Origin of the sequence: Modestobacter sp. VKM Ac-2977, assembly GCF_026968045.1 — a bacterium.
In the GTDB taxonomy this organism is placed as follows: domain Bacteria; phylum Actinomycetota; class Actinomycetes; order Mycobacteriales; family Geodermatophilaceae; genus Modestobacter.
Window position 1 is genome coordinate 1 of record NZ_JAPVBQ010000001.1, and the last position, 17,740, is coordinate 17,740.

Below are 17,740 nucleotides of genomic sequence, written 5' to 3' on the forward strand. Positions count from 1 at the left end.
GGCGCAACGCGCTGGACCGTGACCACTGGGTGGCCGCCGGCTGGACCTACCGCGCGCTCGGCCGCCGCGCCGGCTGAACGCCCCGCTACCGGCGGGCGGCGGTGCGGGCGGTTGACCCGGCCGCCGCCCGGTGCTGGCGCGGAGTCCCGCGGTGGGCTGGAGAGGGACCGCTGGGCCCACGGGTCCTTCGGCGGAGGGCGGGCGGCAGGTCGAACAGCCAGATCGCCCACGGCCGCCCGGCTGTGAACGTGGCGACGGCGAACGGGATGCCGACGCCGGCGGCGACGGCCACCAGGGCGATGACGTACGGCTGGTCGACCCCGAACTGCACGAGCACGATCCGGACCCCGGCCACCACCAGCACGTGCGCCAGGTAGATCGGCAGGGTGCGGCGGCCGATCACGGCCAGCAGGCCGCGCAGCGGCGACACCCGGGCCAGCAGCACCGAGACGGCGAGCAGCGCGACCGTGCCGGCCACCGCGGCGCCGAGGCTCAGCGCCCGCTCGGCCAGGCCGACCTCGGCCGGCAGCGTCGACGGGACGACGTCGGCCCGCAGCAGCAGCCCCAGCGAGCCGGTGCCGAGCAGCCCGACCGCCGTCCAGGCCCAGACCGGGCCCTGCATCCAGGCGCCCAGCCGAGCCAGCCCGACCATGGACCCGGCCGCCGAGAACGCCAGCAGCGAGAGCCCGGTGAGCCCGAACAGGGTCGGGTTCCAACCCCAGGTGAGCAGGCTGGCCAGCACCAGGCCGCCGCCGCCCAGCAGTCGGCGGGCCCGGCCCTGCCACGGTCGCAGCACGGCCAGCACCGCCGCCGTCACGATCAGGAACGGCAGGAACCACAGGTGGGCGAACGGCTCCCACACCCGCCAGATCGCCCCGGCGTCCCGCGGCACGTTCTTGACTTCGTTGGTCGCCAGCTCGGCGAGGCTCTGCACCAGGAACCACAGCAGGTACAGGTAGAGCATCAGAGTGGCCCGCTCGCGGACGTAGCCGACCGCCCCACGCCTGGTCACCGCGCGGGGGACGAACAGCCCGAGCAGGAACGCCAGAGCCGGCATCCGGAACAGGTACAGCGCCGAGTTGACCGCCTCGAGGGGGTGGTCGGCCGGGATCAGGCCGGCGTTGAGCATGCCGTCGATGGAGTGGTTGGCCGCGACGCCGACGATCGCCACGGCCCGGGCGACGTCGATCGCCGCCACCCGCTGCGGGGGCGCGGGGGCCTCGGTCACGCGGCAGAGCCTAGGTGTCGATCTTCCGGTGTCCAGCCGGGGTCCGAAGACGTATGCGCAGGTCAGTGGCTCGTTCCCTGCTGTCCACCCGGCGTTCACCCGGAGGGATGAGTGGCACCAGTGCAGTCGGACGAGCCCTATCATCTGGACGCTGTTGCGGGCGGACTCCGCCGATGGCACGAGGGAGGACGCACGCGCATGAGCAGCTCGACAGGCCGGCCGGCCGGCACCAACCCGGGAGGCGGCGCGCCTGAGGACGCCACCCGGGCCGACACCTGGCCCGGGCCGGCTGCGCCGCTGGCCTGGCTGGCTCGGCTGGCGCTCGTCGGCGCCCTCCTCGGCGGGCTGCTCGGCCTGCTGGTCGGGCTCGTCGCCGAGGAGGAGGTCACCGCCTCGGCCACCTTCGAGGTCGTCCCCGACGCCCAGGTGCTCAGCGGCCCGCTGCCGACCACCGTCCAGACCGGCACCGACGACTCCGTGGTCGCCGGCCGGCTCGAGGTGCTGGACGCGCTCCGGCTGAGCCAGGAGGAGCAGACGGACGACGCGGTCACCGTCTCCGTCGCGCAGGTCGGCACCTCCGACGTCCTGCGGATCAGCGCCACCGCCCCCACCGCCGAGCAGGCCGTCCAGGCCGTGACGACGCTGCTCGACGGCTACGTCACCGCCCGCCAGGAGGCCGCCGGGACGGCGGTGACCGCGGCGCTGGACGCGGTGCAGCAGCGGCTGGACGCCCTCGGCGAGCCGGGCGCGGTGAACAGCCCGGTGGCCCAGGAGGTCGAGCGGCTGCTCGCCGAGCAGAGCCAGCTGACCGGCGCCGCTACCCGGGTCCCCGACCTGGTGCCGGTGCTGCGCGACCCGACCGTCGACGAGGAGACGGGTGCGCCGGCCGCGCTGCTGTCCACCGTGCTGGGCGCGGTGCTCGGTGCCGTGCTGCTGCTGGCCGCCGGCGCGGTGTGGCGGGCGACGTCGAACCGGCTGTTCGACGCCCGGCTGCTCGTGGCGGCCGGCGTGCCCGTGCTGCTGCCGCGGCTGCCGACCGGGCGGGTGCGCGGCCGCAGCCCGCAGGTGCCCGCCCGGCTGCCCCGGGCCGAGGCCCTCTCGGCGGCCCGACTGCTGGTGCCGCAGGTGCTCGACGTCAGCGCCGGTGCCCGCCGCCTCGTGGTGGTCGGCGCCGACGAGCGCGCCGGGGCCGCCGAGGTCGCCTGGGAGCTGGCCTGGGCGATCTCCTCCACCGGTGCCCCCGTGGTGCTGGTGAGCACCGCGGCGCACGCGCACAGCGCCCGCCCGGCCGCGTCGGCGGAGTTCCCCGGCGAGCAGGCGCACACGCCGCTGCTGACCGTCGTCGCCGTCCCGCCGCACGACGGCGACGCGGCGCTCGCCGCGACCGTCGCCCGGCACACCGCCGCCGGCCGGCACGTCCTGCTGCACGCCCCGGCGCTCACCTCCGGCGCCCGGTTCGACGGGACAGCCCGGCACGCCGAGCAGGCCGTCGTCGTCGTGGGGGAGGGGGTCACCTCGCTGGAGGACGCGCTGGCCGCCGTCCGCGACGTGACGTCGTCCGGCCCGGCGCTGCGGGGCGTCGTCGTCACCACCACCGGGCGGCACCTGGGGCGCGACCGGCCCCAGCCGTCGCCCCCGCGGGCTGCGGAGGAGACGACGTCCCCTCGGCAGGAGCCCGTCGCCAGCGAGGCGTGAGCGTGGGCGTGGAGGCGGACCGGCCTGAGGGTCAGCAGAGCCAGGAGGTCCGCCGGAGCTTCGGCCTGCGCATGGTCGTGGCCGTCCTCGGGCTGGTCGCCACGTTCCTGACGTCGGTGCTGGCGGTCCGCACCCTCGACGACCGCGCGGCCACCGGCTTCCTGGCCGTGCTCGGCGCCCTGATGCTCGGGCCGATGGTCGGCCGGCTGGGCCTGGGCCAGCACGCCATCCGGGCGATCGCCGCGGCCTCCTCCCCGGCCGAGGTGGCCGCCCAGGTGCTCGCCCACCTGCGGGCGGTCGCGCTGCTGAGCCTCATCACCGCACCGGCGGTCGCCTGGGTGGCCACCGCTGTCGTCCGCGACGACCGGGCGCTGGTGGTCGCGCTGGTCGCCGGGCTGATCGTGCTGGAGACCGTCCGGCTCACCGTCAGCGACGTGTACGCCGCGGTCGGCCGGATCCGCTGGTCGGTCGCGGCCACCCACCACAGCCGGTCGGTGCTCGCCCTGCTCGCCATGGGCGTCGTCGTCTGGGTCCAGGGCGGCCGGACGTCGCTGGTCACCCTGCTGACCGTCTACGCCGCGACCTCCCTCGCGCTGCTGGTGGCCGTGCTGCTCCGGCTGCCGCTGCGGGCCCGGGTGCGGGGCGCCCGCTGGTGGTCGCCGATGGCCGCCGCCGTCGCGGGCGGGGCCTGGCTGTTCACCGTCGAGCTCGGCGCCTTCCTGGTCGGCCGCGGCGACGTCTGGCTGGCCGGCTGGGCCTTCCCCGGCGACCAGGCGCTGCTCTACTCGACCGCCAGCGTGCTGGCCATGCAGGTCACGGTGCTCGAGGGGCTGGCCAACATCGCCATCACCCCGGTGGCCGCGCGGCTGGAGGCCGAGGGGCGGCGCGACCGGGTGCTGGACCTGCTGTCGGCCGCGGCCACCGTCTCGACCGCGGTCACCGTGCTGCTGGTCGCCGCCACCTGGCTGCTCGCCCCGCAGGTCCTGCGCGTCTACGGCGAGGGGCTGGACGACGCCGCCCCCTACCTCGCCGTGCTGGCCACCGGTGGCCTGGGCATGGCGGTCTGCGGCTCCTGCGCGGTGCTGCTCGTCGTCACCGGCCACGGCCGCGCCGCCGCCCGCGCCGTCGGGCTGGCGCTCCTGGTGGTCGTGCCCGCCGCCGTGCTCGCCGCCCAGCTGGGCGGTCCGCTCGCGCTGGCCCTCACCAGCGCCACGGCGACCGTGGTGCTCTTCGGCTCCTACGCGGTCGCCTGCCGCCGGACCTTCGGGACGGCGCCGCTGCCCGGGCTGCAGCTGCGGCGCAGCCTGCGACTGCTGGCCGGCCGCGAACCGGACGACGTGGGAGCCCGATGAGCACCCGGATCACCGCCGTCCGGCCGCGGACAGCGGATCTCGGCGGTCGGCCCGGGGGCGTGTGGTGGCTGTCGCCGGTCGCGCTGATCGGACTGGTCGCGCTGCCCACCACGTGGCTGAGCCTGGCCATCGCCGACGAGCGCTACCGGGCGCTGTGGGGCACCCCGAAGGCGATCGACCTGGAGTGGACGCTGTGGTTCACCGCCGGCCTGCTGCTGTTCCTCGGCGGCGCGCTGCTGCCGGGGCTGCGCGGCGTCCGCCGGGTGCCGGGCTGGCCGGGGCTGTCGGCCGGCGACCTGCACGTCCTGGAGCGCGCGGCCACGGTGCTGTTCTGGCTGACCATGGTCGGCTACCTCGCCTACGGCATCAACGCCGTCCGGGTGGGCCTGGACCCGGTGGTGCTGGTGACCGCGCTGATCGACCAGGAGCTCTACGGCCTGGGCATCCGCGACCAGCTGGGCACCGTGCCCGGGCTGACCACGATGACCCAGTTCGGCGTCGCCTTCGTGGTGCTGACCGGTGTGCTGCTGCTGGCGCAGGGGCGCCGGCCGCGGTACCTGCGGCGGCTGGCCGTGGTCGCCTTCCTCGCCCTGCTGCGGGCCTTCTTCGTCACCGAGCGCCTCGCCCTGCTCGAGCTGCTCGTGCCGCTGCTGGTGCTGGTGGTCGCCGGGATGTCCCGGACCACCCGGGGCACCCGCCGCGCGGCGTTCCTGCCCGCGGTCCTGCTGCCGGTGGTGGTGGTCGTCTTCGCCGCCTTCGAGTACTCGCGCAGCTGGGTGTTCTACGCGGCGCAGGGCGGCCAGTCCTTCCCCGTCTTCGTGGTGGAACGCTTCGCCGGCTACTACGTCACCGCCTACAACAACGGCGCCATCCGGCTGCTGCACCAGGAGCCGGCCGGGCTGCCCTACGACCTGTGGTCGGCGTTCTGGACGGCGCCGGGCATCGGCAGCCTCAACCTGTTCCGGTCGCTCACCGGCGTCGACCCGGAGCCCGCCTACACGCTGGCGCTCGCCCAGTTCGGCAACCCCGAGTTCAACAACTACGGCGGCGTGGCCAGCCCGTTCGTCGACCTGGGCATCGCCGGCGGGCTGCTGTTCTTCCTCGGCGCCGGCCTGCTCACCGGCACCCTGCACCGCGCCCTGCGCGAGGGCCGGATCTGGGGCCTGCTGCTCTATCCGCTGTTCGTGCTGACCATGCTCGAGCTGCCGCGGTACTTCTACCTCGGCCAGGGCCGGGCCACCCCCGGGGTGGTCGCCCTGGTCGTGGTGGCGCTGCTGGTCAACCGCGCCCGACGACGCCGTACCGGAGCCGTGCTGTGACGCCCCGACCGCTGCGCTACCTGCTGATCGGCACGCACGTCCCGGCCTCGGGCCAGGGCGGCGGGATGGTGCGCTACGTGGTGCAGCTGGCCCAGGGGCTGGCCGCCCGCGACGACGTGGAACTGCACGTGCTGGCCGGCGCCGGTGCGCAGGGCGCCTTCACCCACCTGGTCGACGCCGACCGGGTGCACACCCTGCCCGGCCGCGGTCCGCTGGTCTCCGCCGTCGAGCGGCTGGCGGGCGCGCGGGTCGGCGGCCCGATGGACGTCGTGCACGGAACCAAGCACCTGCTGCCCCGCGGGGTGCCCGGCGTCGGCGTGCTGACCGTGCACGACATGCTCGCGCTGGACCGGCCGCACGACTTCGGCCGGGCCAAGCGCTGGCTGGTGCGACCGCCGTACCTCGCCTCGCTGCGGGCCGCCGACGCGCTGGTGTGCGTCAGCGCCGCCACCCGGGAGCGGCTGGTCAGCTACCTGCCGTCCACGGCCCCGCGGGCCTCGGTGGTGCACCACCCCGACGGCTCCTCGCTCACCGACGTCGTCCCGGAGCTCGTGCCGGAGCTGGTCGGCCGGCCGTTCGCGCTGGTCGTGGGCGACCCCTCGCCGCGGAAGAACGTCGGCCTGGTCGTCGACGCCTGGGCGCAGGTGCGCGCCGCCGTCCCGGACGCCGTGCTGGTGGTGGTCGGCCCGGACAGCTGGGGGCCCACCGACCGCGGCCGGGCGTTCGCCGAGCTGGCCGCCGACGGCGCGGTCGTCGCGATGGGCCACGTCCCCGACGGTCGGCTGCGCTGGCTCTACGAGCACGCCCGCGTGGTGCTGTGCCCCAGCCTCGCCGAGGGCTTCGGCCTGCCTGCCGCGGAGGGGCTGGCGCTGGGCGCACCGGTGCTGACCTCGGAGGACCCGGCGCTGGCCGAGGCATCCCCGGTCGGGGCGCAGCGGCTGCCCGGCCGCCGTCCCGAGGTGTGGGCCGCCGCGCTGGTGGAGCACCTGGGCCGGCCCCGGCCGCCGGTGCTGCTCCGGCCGGCCCGCCGCGGCTGGGACGACGTCGTCGAGGAGACCCTGGAGGCGGTCCGCCGTGCCCGCTGATGTCCGCGCCATCCTCTCCACCCCGGTGTTCGGCGAGGTGCTGGGCGTGCTGCACGTCGCCGGCCCCGCCGAGCTGGCCACGGCCCGGGCGACCGCCGCCGCGCAGACCGCCGCCGGCTGGCGCACCGGTGTGCTCGAGCCCGCCGCGCTGCCCGAGGCGGCGCTGGACGACGTCGACGTGGTGGTGCTCTGGGGCCGGCGCGCCGCCGCCGGGCGGGACGTCGTCGCCGGCCGCCGGGCGACCGTCGTCGTCCTCGGGGCCCGGGACGTGCGCGCGGTGCTGAGCTCGCCGCTGCGCTGGGCCCGGGAGCTGCGCCGGACGCCGCGCACCAACCTGCTGCTGGTGCCCGCCGGGCTGGCCGAGCGCTACACCCGGTGGGGTCCGCCGGTGCCGCTGGCGCACCGCCCCGAGGGGCTGCCGGAGCCGGACGCCGTCACCGTGCTGTCGGCCTGGACGGCGCGGGCCCACGCGTTCGGCGCGCGGCCGGCCGGCTGAGCCGGTCGCTCACCAGCCGCGCTTCTCGGGGACGGGGGAGCCGTCGTCCCGGACGCCGATCAGCCGCACCGCCGAGGGCACGTTCGTGTAGAACGGCCGCTGCGGGCCACCGGTGAGCGAGATCCCGGAGAGGGTGACCCGCTGGACGCCCGCACCCGGGTCGGCCAGCACCCCGAGGTCCCAGCTGGCGCCGGCCCGGGTGCCGCTGACCGCCAGGTCGCGGATCGTGACGTCGGCGGTCGTGGTGCCGCTGTTGCCGGCGTAGACCAGCACCGCGCCGTGGTCCTTGGCCGGGTTGGCGTTGGCGCCGGTCACCGTGCCGCGAGTGACCCGAACCCGGCGCGAGGGGAACGTGTAGTACGGGTCGCCCTCGCTGCCGACGTAGACCGCGGCGGCGTCGGTGTCCCGGATCGCCACGTCGGTGTAGGTGATGTCGTCCCCGCCGACGACGGAGATGCCCCGGCCCCACGTCGTCCCGTTCACCGTCGGCGAGGTGATCTGCACCCGCGCGCACGGCACCCCGTCGGCCCGGTAGGAGACGACGGCGACCCCGTCGTCCCCGGTGCCGGTGGTGACGGGGGAGACGACCCGGCCGTCGTGCGCGCCGCCGGTGACGTGCACGCCGTCGGCGCGGCTGCCGACGACCGTCACCCGGTCCAGCAGGAACCCGCCGGAACCGTTGCCGACGTAGAAGCCGGCCGCCGCCGCGCCGCGGACGTGCACGTCGCGCAGCACCACGCGGTCGGCGGAGACCCGGACCTTCATCTGCTCGTAGGCGTGGAAGCGCTGGGTGGAGGTGCGGAGGGCGAACGTGACCCCCTCGACCACCACCCGGTCGGCGTCGACGTGGAAGGCCGACCGGGTCTCCTGGGTGGCGGTGACGGTCGCGCCCTTGCCGGTGACCGTGAGGCCGGGGGTGCGCACCCGGAGGACGTCGGAGTGCAGGTAGGTCGCGCCCGCGCGGAGCCGCAGGGTGCTCCCGGTGGGCACGCTGTCCAGCGCCCTCTGCAGCGCCGCGGTGTCGTCACGGACGCCGTCGCCCACGGCGCCGAACCGCTCGACCGGGACCACCTGGCGCGCCGAGCCGGCCGGCACGACGGCCCCCGCGGCGCCGGGACCGGTGGCGGCTGCCGGAGGCGTGGCGCCGGGCGGCACCGTCGAGCCCGTGGGCCCGACGGCACACAGCGCCAGCAGCGCGCTCGCCAGCACCGCCCGGGACACCAGGCGCCGTGCGCGCCCGCTGGGGGCCGTGCCCACGCGCGTGCTCATCGAGCCCCGGCCAGGCGCAGCAGGTGCTCGGCGACGGCGGCCTGCGAGGTGGCCGCCGCGAACCGGGTGGTCGCGACCGACCGGCCCACCTCGGCCTCCCGGGCGGCGGTGGCCGGGTCGAGCAGCCGGGCGGTCAGCGCGGCGGCGAACGCCTCGACGTCGAACGCCGGGACCGCCGCACCCGCGTCGCCGAGGGACCCGCCGATGCCGGCGACGTCGAAGGCGACCACGCTGCGCTGACCGGCCATCGCCTCCATCGCCACCAGCGGCAGCCCGGCCTCCCAGCGGGAGGGGACGGCGACGACGTCGGCGGCGGCGTACCACTCGGCCAGCCGTTCTCCGGGGGCGAAGCGGACCGAGTCGTCGGCCCGGGCGCGCAGCGCGGCCTCGTCCGGGCCGGTGCCGACGAGCACCAGCCGGGCGTCCGGCACGGCCCGCCGCACGCTGGGCCAGGCCGCGAGCAGCATGTCCTGGCCCTTCTGCCGGGCCAGCCGCCCGACGCAGACCACAGTGGGCGCCGCCGTGAGCCCGAGGGCGTCGCGGGCGGTCGCCCGGTCCTGCGGGGCCCACACCTCGGGCTCCACGCCGTTGGGCGCCACCACCGCCGGCCCGGTCAGGCCCGCGGCCCGCCCGGTGGCCAGCTCGGCCTCGCTGACGCAGAGGGTCAGGTCGGTCCAGCGCTGGGCGAACCGCTCCCACCCGCGGGAGGCCGTCTGCACCGGCCCGGTGACCGCCTCGAACGACCAGGCGTGCGGCTGGAACACCGTCGGTCGCCGGCCCCGGACCGCCAGCCGCCCGGCCAGCCCTGCCTTCGCGCTGTGCAGGTGCACCACCTGGGGGTCCGTGGTCGCCACGATGCGGCGCAGCGCCGCCGCCTCGCCGGGCACCGACGGGCCGGGTGAACGGCTCGCCCGCCACGGCAGCAGCCGGGCGCCGGCCGCGCGGACCGTGTCGGGCAGCCAGCCCTCGCCGGGGCAGGCCACCAGGACGTCCCAGCCGCGGCGGCGCTGGTCGGCGACCAGCCCGGCCACCACCCGGGCCACTCCTGCCTCGACCGGCTGGCTGACGTGCAGGACGCGCAGCGTCGGGTTCTCGGGTCCGCCCACGGGTCGAGCATGCGGCACCGGCAGCGGCCTCGACGAAGGACACCACGAGCGTCCAGGAGGTGACCGATCTCACGAGGATGACACCAGGTGGACGGCAGCTGACGGCTGTATGGACCCTTCTGCGCGCCGTCACCGTCCGCACCGGGAAGGAGACGTGTAGTCCTCATCGATGTGGCGCACTCCACGGCCGGCGATCGTGGTCCGCTCGTGGTCCCGGAGCGGGGCTAGGCGACCGGAGCGGACCGACCATAGGTTCCCCCGGGTCCGTCGGGGGAGCTGTTCCCCGACCGACCGGCGGCGACCAGGCGTCGCACGTGACCACCGATCGACCGACGTACGGGAGCCGGACCTTGTCGCTGCTGGAAGCCCCCGAAGAGAAGGTCCTGCCGCGGACGGAGGTCCTCGCCCGCCGTCGCTTCTGGTCCGCGGCGCGCCTCCGCGGCGAGGGCACCGCGGCTCGCCGGGCCTGGCGGAAGACCTACGTGCGCCGGATCCTCCTGGGCGACGCCGTCGTCGCCGTGCTCGCCGCCCTGGTCGGCCGGCTGCTGCCCGAGCAGGGGCCGCTCGCCGCGCACCACGCCCCCTGGCCGGTCGTCGTCCTGCCGCTGGTCTGGGTGGCGGCGATGGTGGTCGGCCGCAGCTACGAGGAGCGCTTCCTCTGGGTCGGCCCCGAGGAGTTCCGCCGGGTCTTCTTCGCCGCGGCCCTGCTGCTGGCCTCCGTCGGCACCGTCTCCTGGGCGTTCAAGCTCGAGGTCGCCCGCAGCTTCGTCGTGGTCGCGCTGCCGCTGGCCACCGTGCTGACCCTGCTGCAGCGCTACGCCCAGCGCGCCTGGCTGCACCGGCAGCGCGCGTACGGCCGGTACCAGCAGACCGCGATCCTGGTCGGCCACCGCAACGGCACCGCGGAGCTGCACGCCCAACTGGTCCGCCAGGCCCAGCACGGCCTCCGGGTGATCGGCGTCTGCCTGCCGACGGCCCCGCCCGCCGGGACCGTCTTCGACGGGCTGCCGGTGCTGGGCGGCTTCGCCGACATCGCCGACGTCGTCCGCCGGTACGAGGTCGACACCGTCGCCGTGCTGCCCTCGCCCGAGCTGGACGGCGCCGCGCTGCGCCGCCTCGGGTGGGACCTGGAGACGACGGAGGCCGAGCTGCTGCTCGCCCCGGCGGTGACCGAGTTCGCCGGCCCGCGGGTGGGCATCCGGCCGGTCAACGGTCTGCCGCTGATGCACCTGGAGCGGCCGGAGTTCCGCGGGCTGCGACGGGTCACCAAGGACGTCTTCGACCGGTCGGTCGCGCTGGCCGCCGTCGTGCTGCTGCTGCCGGTGCTGCTGGTGCTGGCCGTGGCGGTCAAGGCCACGAGCCGGGGCCCGGTGTTCTTCCGGCACGAGCGGATCGGCCGCGCCGGACAGCCCTTCCACGTGCTGAAGTTCCGCAGCATGGTGTCCGACGCCGACCAGCGGATGGCGGCGCTGCTGGCCCAGAACGAGGGCAACGCCGTCCAGTTCAAGATGAAGCGCGACCCGCGGGTCACCCGGGTGGGCGCCGTCATGCGGCGCTGGTCGCTGGACGAGCTCCCGCAGCTGCTCAACGTCGTCGGCGGCACGATGTCGCTGGTCGGCCCGCGGCCGCACGTGACCCGTGAGGTCGAGCAGTACGGCTTCGACATGCGGCGCCGCCTGCTCGTCAAGCCCGGGATCACCGGCCTGTGGCAGGTCAGCGGCCGGTCGGACCTGTCCTGGGACGACTCGGTGCGGATCGACGTCCGGTACGTGGAGAACTGGTCGCTCGCCCTGGACCTGATGATCCTGGGCAAGACCCTGGGTGCGGTGGTCCGCGGCTCCGGGGCCTACTGACGGGACCCGCCGCGGCGGCGCGGCGGCGCGGGGCCGGAGGATGGCCCCTCACCCCCGCCCGGACGGAGACCGACGTTGACCGGCACCGATCACGACCTCGCCCGCACGCTGGCCACCCAGGCCGGCGAACTGTTGCTCACCGTGCGCAGCCGGGACTTCGCCGACGCCGCAGCGCGCAAGGCCGCCGGCGACGGGGAGTCCCACCGCTGGCTGGCCGAGCAGCTCGGCGCGCTGCGGCCCGGGGATGCCGTGCTCTCCGAGGAGGCCGCTGACGACCCCGCCCGGCTCACCGCCGACCGGGTCTGGATCGTCGACCCGCTCGACGGCACCCGGGAGTTCTCCGAGCTGGAGCGCACCGACTGGGCGGTGCACGTCGCGCTCTGGGAGCGGGGCGAGCTCGTCGCCGGTGCCGTCGCGCTGCCGGCCGAGGGCGCGACCCTGGGCACCTCCGCCGTCGGGCCGCCGCCGGCCCGCCCGGGCGGGCCGCTGCGGCTGGCGGTCAGCCGCAGCCGGCCGCCGGCCATGGTCGCCGAGCTCGTCGCGCAGCTCGCGGCCGAGCCGGTGGCGATGGGCTCGGCCGGGGTCAAGGCGATGTCCGTCGTCCGCGGGGCGACCGACGCCTACGTGCACGGCGGCGGCCAGTACGAGTGGGACTCCGCCGCGCCCGTCGCGGTGGCCCGGGCCGCCGGGCTGCACACCAGCCGGCTCGACGGCTCCCCGCTCCGCTACAACCGGCCCGACCCCTACCTGCCCGACCTGCTCATCTGCCGCCGTGAGTTCGCCGACCAGCTGCTCGCGGCCCTGGCCGACCCGGCGGGAGGCGACCGGAGCTGATCCCTCCGGAATCGGCAGCCCCGACCCGGTCAAGTACCGGTGCGGACCTGCCGATCACGAGGACATGCCGTGGTGGGGATGGGTGCTCGTCGGGTGGACGACGCTCGCGGTCCTCGTCGCCGTGCCCCTGGGCATGGCGCTGCGGATCGCCGACGAGCGCTCGCGGGCGCAGGACGGTCTGCTGCCGACCGCGCCCCGCCCCGCCCGGGCCCGCCCACGCCGACGCCGGCTCCCCGTGCCGCCGCTGGCCGCCGCGCTGATCGGCATCGGCGTCACCCTGGAGTCCATCGGCCTCGGCCTGCGGATCGCCGGCAACGACCGGGGTCTCGCCCGCCACCTGTCCATGGACGCCCCGCTGTCGGTGCCCCGGATGTGGGTCACCGCCCTGCTCGCCACGGCGGCCGTGGCCGCCTTCGTCGGCGCCGCCCGCGCCACCGACCGCCGGCCGTGGTGGCTGGGCGTCGGCGTGGTCGCCGCCCTGGTCGCGCAGGTGAAGGGCGGCGGGACCGTGCACGTCCAGGCGCTGGAGACCACCGGTCTGGCCGGTCGGCCGGTGCTGGCCGCCGTCCTCAGCGCCCTCCTGGCCGCACTGACCCTCGCCGTGCTCTGGTGGCTCAGCCGCACCGAGCGGCGTGACCGCCGGCGGGTGATGGCCGCCTTCGCGGTCTACGCCGCAGCCGCCGTCGTCCTCTCCGGCATCTCCTCCCTCGTCGGGTCGGCGTCCGGGACGTTCCCGTGGGCCGCCGTCGCCACGTTCGTCGAGGAGAGCGGTGAGGTCGTCGGTGCGGTCGCCGTGCTCACCGCCGTCCTCGTGGGGGTCGCCCCCCGGCTCGTGCTCCCGGCCGACTGGGCGCTCCGCCGCCGCGCCGACGCCGAGACCGTGGACGCCCCCGGCGTGCTGCCGGACTGGCGCACCGGGCCCGACCGGCTGCCGGGCTGGCCCGGCTCCTGACCCTCAGCCCCCGATGAGGTGCGCCAGCACCTGCCGGGCGCTCTCCTCGGGGCTGTACTCCCGGGTGTCGAGGGTGAGCTCGGCGTCCGTGGGCTCCTCGTAGGGGTCGCTGATCCCGGTGAAGGCGGCGATCTCCCCGCGCCGCGCCTTGGCGTAGAGCCCCTTGCGGTCCCGGGCCTCGCACTCGGCGAGCGGGGTGGCCACGTGCACCAGCACGAACGACCCCGGCCCGGCCTGCTCCTCCACGAGCCGGCGGGCGTCGGCGCGGGTCGCGGCGTAGGGGGCGATCGGGGCGCACACGGCCAGCCCGCCGTGCTTGGCGATCTGCGCGGCCACCCAGCCGATCCGGCGCACGTTGGTGTCCCGGTCGGCCTGGGAGAACCCCAGCCCGGCCGACAGGTGGGTGCGCACCTCATCGCCGTCCAGCAGCGTGACCGTCCGGCCGGCCTCCAGGAGCAGCTCCACCAGGCGCCCGGCGATCGTGGACTTCCCGGCCCCGGACAGCCCGGTGAACATCACCACCTGGCCGCCGGTGCGCAGCGGTGCCGGGTCGATCCGGCTGCCCAGCAGCTCGGCGCCGTAGGCGGCGGCGACCTCGGCCCAGCCGGCCTCCGGCGCGTGCGCGGTCACCGGCACGGGGACGACGACCAGCTCGCGTCCCGCGGCCCACCCGGCCCAGGCCGCCGCGCCCAGCGACATGGCCGCCGAGTCCGGTGAGGTGCCGGCCGCGGGGAGCAGCACCAACAGTTGCTCGGGCAGCTCCGTCCCGTCGGCCGGTGGGCTGCCCACCCACGCCTGGGGGGCCGACCAGCCGCGCTGCACCAGCTCGGCGCGGACGACGGACGGGGCGCGCCAGCGGGGGATCTCCCGGACGGTCAGCCCGCTGTCGTCCCGGGTGGCGACCAGCACGCCCTCGGCGTCCTCCAGCTCGGCGGCCGGGGGGACGGCGGGCGCGCCGGCCACGAGGTCGAAGCCGTACCGCGCGAGTGCCGCGAGCTCGGTGTCGATCAGTCGGGCCCGCGTCTGTGCCATGCAGGCAGTCTGGCAAGCACCGTGCGCCCGGACCGAACCGGTCGGGACGCGACGGGTAGGGGCGTCACCCGGCCGGGTGCGCCGTCACATGCCGGGGCGGACGACCCCGCAGCGGCAGGCGTAGAGCGACGCACCGCTGAACGGGTCGTCACCGGTGCGCCGGTACCGGTGCAGGTGCAGGTGCGAGGGCCGGCTGCTGCCCGGCCACAGGCCGACGGTCGAGCCGGGGGGTGGCGATGCCAGGAAGCGCACCCGCCGAGTGTGGAGCCCACCGGCCCGCGGCGGAAGCGCACGGGACGTCAACAGTCGATGAACTCCGTCACTCGTCCGGGGCACCCGGACGGGGTGCCGGTCGGCCGGGTCGTCACCGACCGTGGTCGCTGACCACCCGGTACCTCCGCGACGCCCGGTCGGACGAACGCGACGGAGCTGGCCGGGATCAGCGGGTAGCAGGCCCGACCCGGTCGCGCGGGGTGCGCTCGTCCGCGGCCCGCTGGGCGGCGAAGCCGGACTGCAGGGCGTCGGCGAGCGCGATGGCGGAGTCGACGGGACCGGTGACCGGAGCGTGTGCAGTACGCGTCATGGCAGAGAAGCTAGGGCTGGACTGTGGTGCAGAGAACAGCGACACACGGTCGGCGTTGGTTGCGAGTTCATGACGGGTGCACACCCGTCACATCGGGCAGACGATCCCCCAGCGCAGCGTCCAACCAGGCGTCGGTCCTCCGGTCCCAGGTGCGGCAGCGGCCCCGTCGCGCTCAGCCGTGCGTGCGGGCGAGCAGCTCCTCCGCTGAGCGGGTGTTGACGACCCGGTCGGCCGGGACCCCGCACTCCACCGCCCGGGTGCAGCCGGCGTCCTGCCAGTCGAGTTGACCGGGGGCGTGGGCGTCGGTGTCGATGGCGAAGTCGCAGCCCAGCTCGACGGCCCGGCTGAGCAGCCGCCGGGGCGGGTCGAGTCGTTCGGGGCGGGAGTTGATCTCCACCGCCGTCCCGTGCTCGACGCAGGCACGGAAGACGGCGTCGGCGTCGAACTCGCTCTCCGGCCGGGGGCGCTGGGTGCCGTTGCGCTGCTTGCGGCCGATGACCAGCCGGCCCGTGCAGTGCCCGAGGACGTCGGTGTGCGGGTTGGCGACCGCGGCCAGCATCCGCTCGGTCATCTGGGCGCGGGGTGCCCGGAGTTCGGAGTGCACGCTCGCGACGACGACGTCCAGCCGGCCCAGCAGTTCGTCGGTCTGGTCGAGGGAGCCGTCGACGAGGATGTCGCACTCGATGCCGGTGAGGATGCGGAAGGGCGCCAGCTCCTCGTTGAGTGCGGCGACCACGTCCAGCTGCTGCTCCAGCCGTTCGGGGGTGAGGCCGTTGGCCACGGTGAGCCGGGGGGAGTGGTCGGTCAGGGCGAGGTACTCGTGGCCGATGCTGATCGCTGCCTCGGCCATCTCCCGGATGGGGCTGCCGCCGTCGGACCAGTCGGAGTGGGCGTGCAGGTCGCCCTTGAGCGCGGCTCGCAGCGCCGCGGCGTCGTCGGCCAGCGGGGTCAGCTCGGCGTGCGCCTCCTCGAGCTTGGCCAGGTAGGCCGGCAGCTCGCCCCGGTGGGCCTCGAGGACGACCGTGGCGGTCTTGTCGCCGATGCCCTTGAGGTCGGTGAGGGTCCGGGTCGCGACCCGGCGGTCGAGCTCCGCGTCGTCCAGGGCGGCGACGACGGTGGCCGCCGTGCGGAAGGCCTGGACGCGGTAGGACGGCTCGCGGGCGCGTTCCAGGAGGAAGGCGATCCTCCGGAGCGCGCCCGCGGGCGTGAGTGCCGTGCTCATGCGGTCAGCTCAGTGCGCGAGCTTCTTCGCCTGCTTGGTGGCCCGCTTCTGGGCCTTGGCGGCCCGCTTCGACGCCTTCGTGTAGCTGGCCTCGGCTGCGGCGGCCGCCATGCCGGCGGTGCGCTTGGCGCGCCAGCCCACCGACGGCTTGCCCTCGGTGTCGACGGCGGCGAGCAGCAGGCCGCCCATGATGCCGACGTTCTTGACGAAGTTGCTGGTCTGCCCGAAGCGCTCCTTGGGGTCTTCGTGCTCCCAGAAGCGGTGGCCGGCCAGCGTGGTGGGCACCAGGGAGGTGGCCAGTGCGAGGGCGGAGAAGCGGGGGAACCGGCCGAGGGCCAGCAGCGACCCGGCGCCCACGTGCACGCCGGCGTTGATCTTGACCCACTGCTCGACGTCGCGAGGGACCTCGACGGGGAGCTGCTTGTCAGCGATCTCGGTGATCTGTTCGACGATCGGTGCTGCACCGGGCACGCGCGACTGCGGGTTCCGAAGGGTGTTGACCCCTCCGTAGATGAACGTGGCGGCGAGCATCGGCCGGGCGATCCGGCGGACCAACATCTGGAACCTCTTCCCATCGGTGACGTCAGCGGTGCAGTGCCCTGGTCAGCGCCAGGACAACCGCTGCATCGGAACCGTAGTGAGAAGTGGCGATCACCGCCGGGCGAGCGGCTGAGGCCGCGCGTGGGCTCGGTCCCCGCGAGGGGACCGGGGTCAGTGGCTGGGCTGCGGGCTGCGTGCGCCCACGATGTCGGCGACCTTCAGGTCGGCGGGCAGGCCGACCAGGTGGTCGGTGAAGGGGGCACGCTCATCGGCCATGCGGACGCACCCGCCGATGACGAGTGCGACGACTCCGGACACGGCGGCCCACGACAGGGCGACGACAGCGACGATCACATGTACTTCGTACTGGTCAGAGGCGCTGGTCAGGCCGCTGTTCGCACGGCAGAACCTGACCAAGCTCGGTGATCGCCGTTGGGGGATCGCGTGCGGAGGACGCCCGGCGGTCGTGCGGATGACACAGGTGGGTCGGGAGGATGGTCCTGTGACGGGCGAGGTGTCGGGACCGCGGCCGTCACCGCCGGGCGAGCGCCCGCGTCCGGCCCCGTGGGTGCTGGCCCCGGCGGCGTTCGGCGGGGTGCTGTTCACCGTCGGGCTGCTGGTCGAGGTGCGCTGTGCGGTGGGCCGGTGCCCGGCCGCCGGGTGGTCCCGGTCCGTCGCGCTGGACGGGGCAGGTGCGCTGCCGCGGCTGTTCACGGCCGCGGTGTTCCTGGCCGTCTGGCTGCTGGCCGCGCTCGCCGCGGTCCGGTCGACGGGGTGGGCGCGGTCGTGGTGGGCGGCGGTCGTGGGTGTCGGCGTCGTGCTCGGGACCGCGAAGGCGGTCAGCGCCTCGTCGACGGTGGAGCAGGGCGGCGGTGAGTACACGACGCTGGTCGGGGGCGTGCTGCTGTCGGTGATCGGCCTGCCGCTGCTGTGGCGGGCCGGACGACGCTGGGCGGTGCGCGGCGCGACCCCGGTGACGCTGGCGTTGGCCGGCTGCGGGGTCACGGTGTTGGGGCTGGACCAGGTGACTGAGGCGGTGAGGTCGGTGTCGTCCTCTCCGGTGGCGTTCGCGGTGGCGACCTCCGTGGAGGAGGGCGGGGAGGCGATGGCCGCCCTGCTGCTGCTGGCCGCGACGTCGGCTTGGCGACCCCGGCGGACCTGACGCGTGGTCCAT

The 17,740-nt window shown here is 75.9% G+C and carries 17 protein-coding genes; 9 read left to right on the forward strand and 8 right to left on the reverse strand.

The features are described from left to right. Positions 1–85: 85 nt before the first annotated feature. Positions 86–1,228 (reverse strand): acyltransferase family protein, encoded by a 1,143-nt coding sequence (locus tag O2V63_RS00005; protein WP_269165534.1) that lies wholly within the window; start codon positions 1,226–1,228, stop codon positions 86–88. Between the two features lie 198 nt (positions 1,229–1,426). On the opposite strand from O2V63_RS00005, the gene O2V63_RS00010 reads away from it, so the two are divergent. From O2V63_RS00010 to O2V63_RS00030, 5 genes are read left to right on the forward strand one after another with little or no spacing between them, the layout of a single operon-like run. Beyond that, positions 1,427–2,923 carry a hypothetical protein gene (locus O2V63_RS00010; RefSeq protein ID WP_269165535.1) on the forward strand — a complete coding sequence of 499 codons (1,497 nt, stop codon included), beginning with the start codon at positions 1,427–1,429 and terminating at the stop codon, positions 2,921–2,923. Next, positions 2,920–4,275: a lipopolysaccharide biosynthesis protein gene (locus O2V63_RS00015; RefSeq protein WP_269165536.1), complete on the forward strand. Its 1,356-nt coding sequence runs from the start codon at positions 2,920–2,922 to the stop codon at positions 4,273–4,275. Before O2V63_RS00010 ends, O2V63_RS00015 begins: the two co-directional genes overlap by 4 nt. Continuing rightward, positions 4,272–5,594, forward strand: a complete 1,323-nt coding sequence (locus tag O2V63_RS00020) for a hypothetical protein (protein WP_269165537.1) — start codon at positions 4,272–4,274, stop codon at positions 5,592–5,594. The genes O2V63_RS00015 and O2V63_RS00020 overlap by 4 nt, the downstream gene beginning before the upstream one ends. Continuing rightward, complete coding sequence (locus O2V63_RS00025; protein WP_269165538.1) at positions 5,591–6,679, forward strand: glycosyltransferase family 4 protein; 1,089 nt, start codon at positions 5,591–5,593, stop codon at positions 6,677–6,679. The genes O2V63_RS00020 and O2V63_RS00025 overlap by 4 nt, the downstream gene beginning before the upstream one ends. Beyond that, on the forward strand, positions 6,669–7,175 hold the full coding sequence (locus O2V63_RS00030; RefSeq protein WP_269165539.1) for a hypothetical protein: 507 nt from the start codon (positions 6,669–6,671) through the stop codon (positions 7,173–7,175). The genes O2V63_RS00025 and O2V63_RS00030 overlap by 11 nt, the downstream gene beginning before the upstream one ends. Before the next feature lie 9 nt (positions 7,176–7,184). Here O2V63_RS00030 and O2V63_RS00035 read toward each other — a convergent pair whose 3' ends face one another. Both O2V63_RS00035 and O2V63_RS00040 read right to left on the reverse strand, forming a co-directional pair. Further along, positions 7,185–8,444 (reverse strand): glycosyl hydrolase family 28-related protein, encoded by a 1,260-nt coding sequence (locus O2V63_RS00035; protein WP_269165540.1) that lies wholly within the window; start codon positions 8,442–8,444, stop codon positions 7,185–7,187. After that, positions 8,441–9,550 carry a glycosyltransferase gene (locus O2V63_RS00040; protein ID WP_269165541.1) on the reverse strand — a complete coding sequence of 370 codons (1,110 nt, stop codon included), beginning with the start codon at positions 9,548–9,550 and terminating at the stop codon, positions 8,441–8,443. Before O2V63_RS00040 ends, O2V63_RS00035 begins: the two co-directional genes overlap by 4 nt. Positions 9,551–9,900: 350 nt before the next feature. Between O2V63_RS00040 and O2V63_RS00045 the strand changes: the two genes are divergently transcribed. From O2V63_RS00045 to O2V63_RS00055, 3 genes are all read left to right on the forward strand, one after another. Next, positions 9,901–11,403 carry a sugar transferase gene (locus O2V63_RS00045; protein ID WP_269165542.1) on the forward strand — a complete coding sequence of 501 codons (1,503 nt, stop codon included), beginning with the start codon at positions 9,901–9,903 and terminating at the stop codon, positions 11,401–11,403. A gap of 75 nt (positions 11,404–11,478) precedes the next feature. Next, positions 11,479–12,237 (forward strand): 3'(2'),5'-bisphosphate nucleotidase CysQ, encoded by a 759-nt coding sequence (locus tag O2V63_RS00050; protein ID WP_269165543.1) that lies wholly within the window; start codon positions 11,479–11,481, stop codon positions 12,235–12,237. 64 nt (positions 12,238–12,301) lie between these two features. Beyond that, positions 12,302–13,189 (forward strand): hypothetical protein, encoded by an 888-nt coding sequence (locus O2V63_RS00055; RefSeq protein ID WP_269165544.1) that lies wholly within the window; start codon positions 12,302–12,304, stop codon positions 13,187–13,189. 3 nt (positions 13,190–13,192) lie between these two features. On the opposite strand, the gene cysC is transcribed toward O2V63_RS00055, so the two are convergent. The 5 genes from cysC to O2V63_RS00080 all read right to left on the reverse strand — a co-directional run bounded on the left by cysC (position 13,193) and on the right by O2V63_RS00080 (position 16,584). Then, a complete protein-coding gene (cysC, locus tag O2V63_RS00060) occupies positions 13,193–14,221 on the reverse strand; it encodes an adenylyl-sulfate kinase (protein ID WP_269165545.1) in 1,029 nt (342 codons plus the stop codon). An 84-nt stretch (positions 14,222–14,305) separates the two neighbouring features. Next, positions 14,306–14,473, reverse strand: a complete 168-nt coding sequence (locus O2V63_RS00065) for a hypothetical protein (protein WP_269165546.1) — start codon at positions 14,471–14,473, stop codon at positions 14,306–14,308. A 187-nt stretch (positions 14,474–14,660) separates the two neighbouring features. After that, positions 14,661–14,804, reverse strand: a complete 144-nt coding sequence (locus tag O2V63_RS00070; protein ID WP_269165547.1) for a hypothetical protein — start codon at positions 14,802–14,804, stop codon at positions 14,661–14,663. A 172-nt stretch (positions 14,805–14,976) separates the two neighbouring features. Next, positions 14,977–16,026 carry a PHP domain-containing protein gene (locus tag O2V63_RS00075; protein WP_269165548.1) on the reverse strand — a complete coding sequence of 350 codons (1,050 nt, stop codon included), beginning with the start codon at positions 16,024–16,026 and terminating at the stop codon, positions 14,977–14,979. 9 nt (positions 16,027–16,035) lie between these two features. Further along, the gene (locus tag O2V63_RS00080; protein ID WP_269165549.1) at positions 16,036–16,584 is read right to left on the reverse strand and encodes a DoxX family protein; all 549 of its coding nucleotides are present in this window, start codon (positions 16,582–16,584) and stop codon (positions 16,036–16,038) included. A 484-nt stretch (positions 16,585–17,068) separates the two neighbouring features. Between O2V63_RS00080 and O2V63_RS00085 the strand changes: the two genes are divergently transcribed. Further along, positions 17,069–17,728 (forward strand): hypothetical protein, encoded by a 660-nt coding sequence (locus O2V63_RS00085; protein ID WP_269165550.1) that lies wholly within the window; start codon positions 17,069–17,071, stop codon positions 17,726–17,728. Positions 17,729–17,740: the final 12 nt, after the last annotated feature.

Excerpts from the sequence above, each read along its gene's own strand:
- O2V63_RS00075 (WP_269165548.1), bottom strand. The coding sequence starts at position 16,026 with ATGAGCACGGCACTCACGCCCGCGGGCGCGCTCCGGAGGATCGCCTTC.
- O2V63_RS00035 (WP_269165540.1), bottom strand. The coding sequence starts at position 8,444 with ATGAGCACGCGCGTGGGCACGGCCCCCAGCGGGCGCGCACGGCGCCTG.
- cysC (WP_269165545.1), bottom strand. The coding sequence starts at position 14,221 with ATGGCACAGACGCGGGCCCGACTGATCGACACCGAGCTCGCGGCACTC.
- O2V63_RS00020 (WP_269165537.1), top strand. The coding sequence starts at position 4,272 with ATGAGCACCCGGATCACCGCCGTCCGGCCGCGGACAGCGGATCTCGGC.
- O2V63_RS00080 (WP_269165549.1), bottom strand. The coding sequence starts at position 16,584 with ATGTTGGTCCGCCGGATCGCCCGGCCGATGCTCGCCGCCACGTTCATC.
- O2V63_RS00010 (WP_269165535.1), top strand. The coding sequence starts at position 1,427 with ATGAGCAGCTCGACAGGCCGGCCGGCCGGCACCAACCCGGGAGGCGGC.
- O2V63_RS00070 (WP_269165547.1), bottom strand. The coding sequence starts at position 14,804 with ATGACGCGTACTGCACACGCTCCGGTCACCGGTCCCGTCGACTCCGCC.
- O2V63_RS00055 (WP_269165544.1), top strand. The coding sequence starts at position 12,302 with ATGCCGTGGTGGGGATGGGTGCTCGTCGGGTGGACGACGCTCGCGGTC.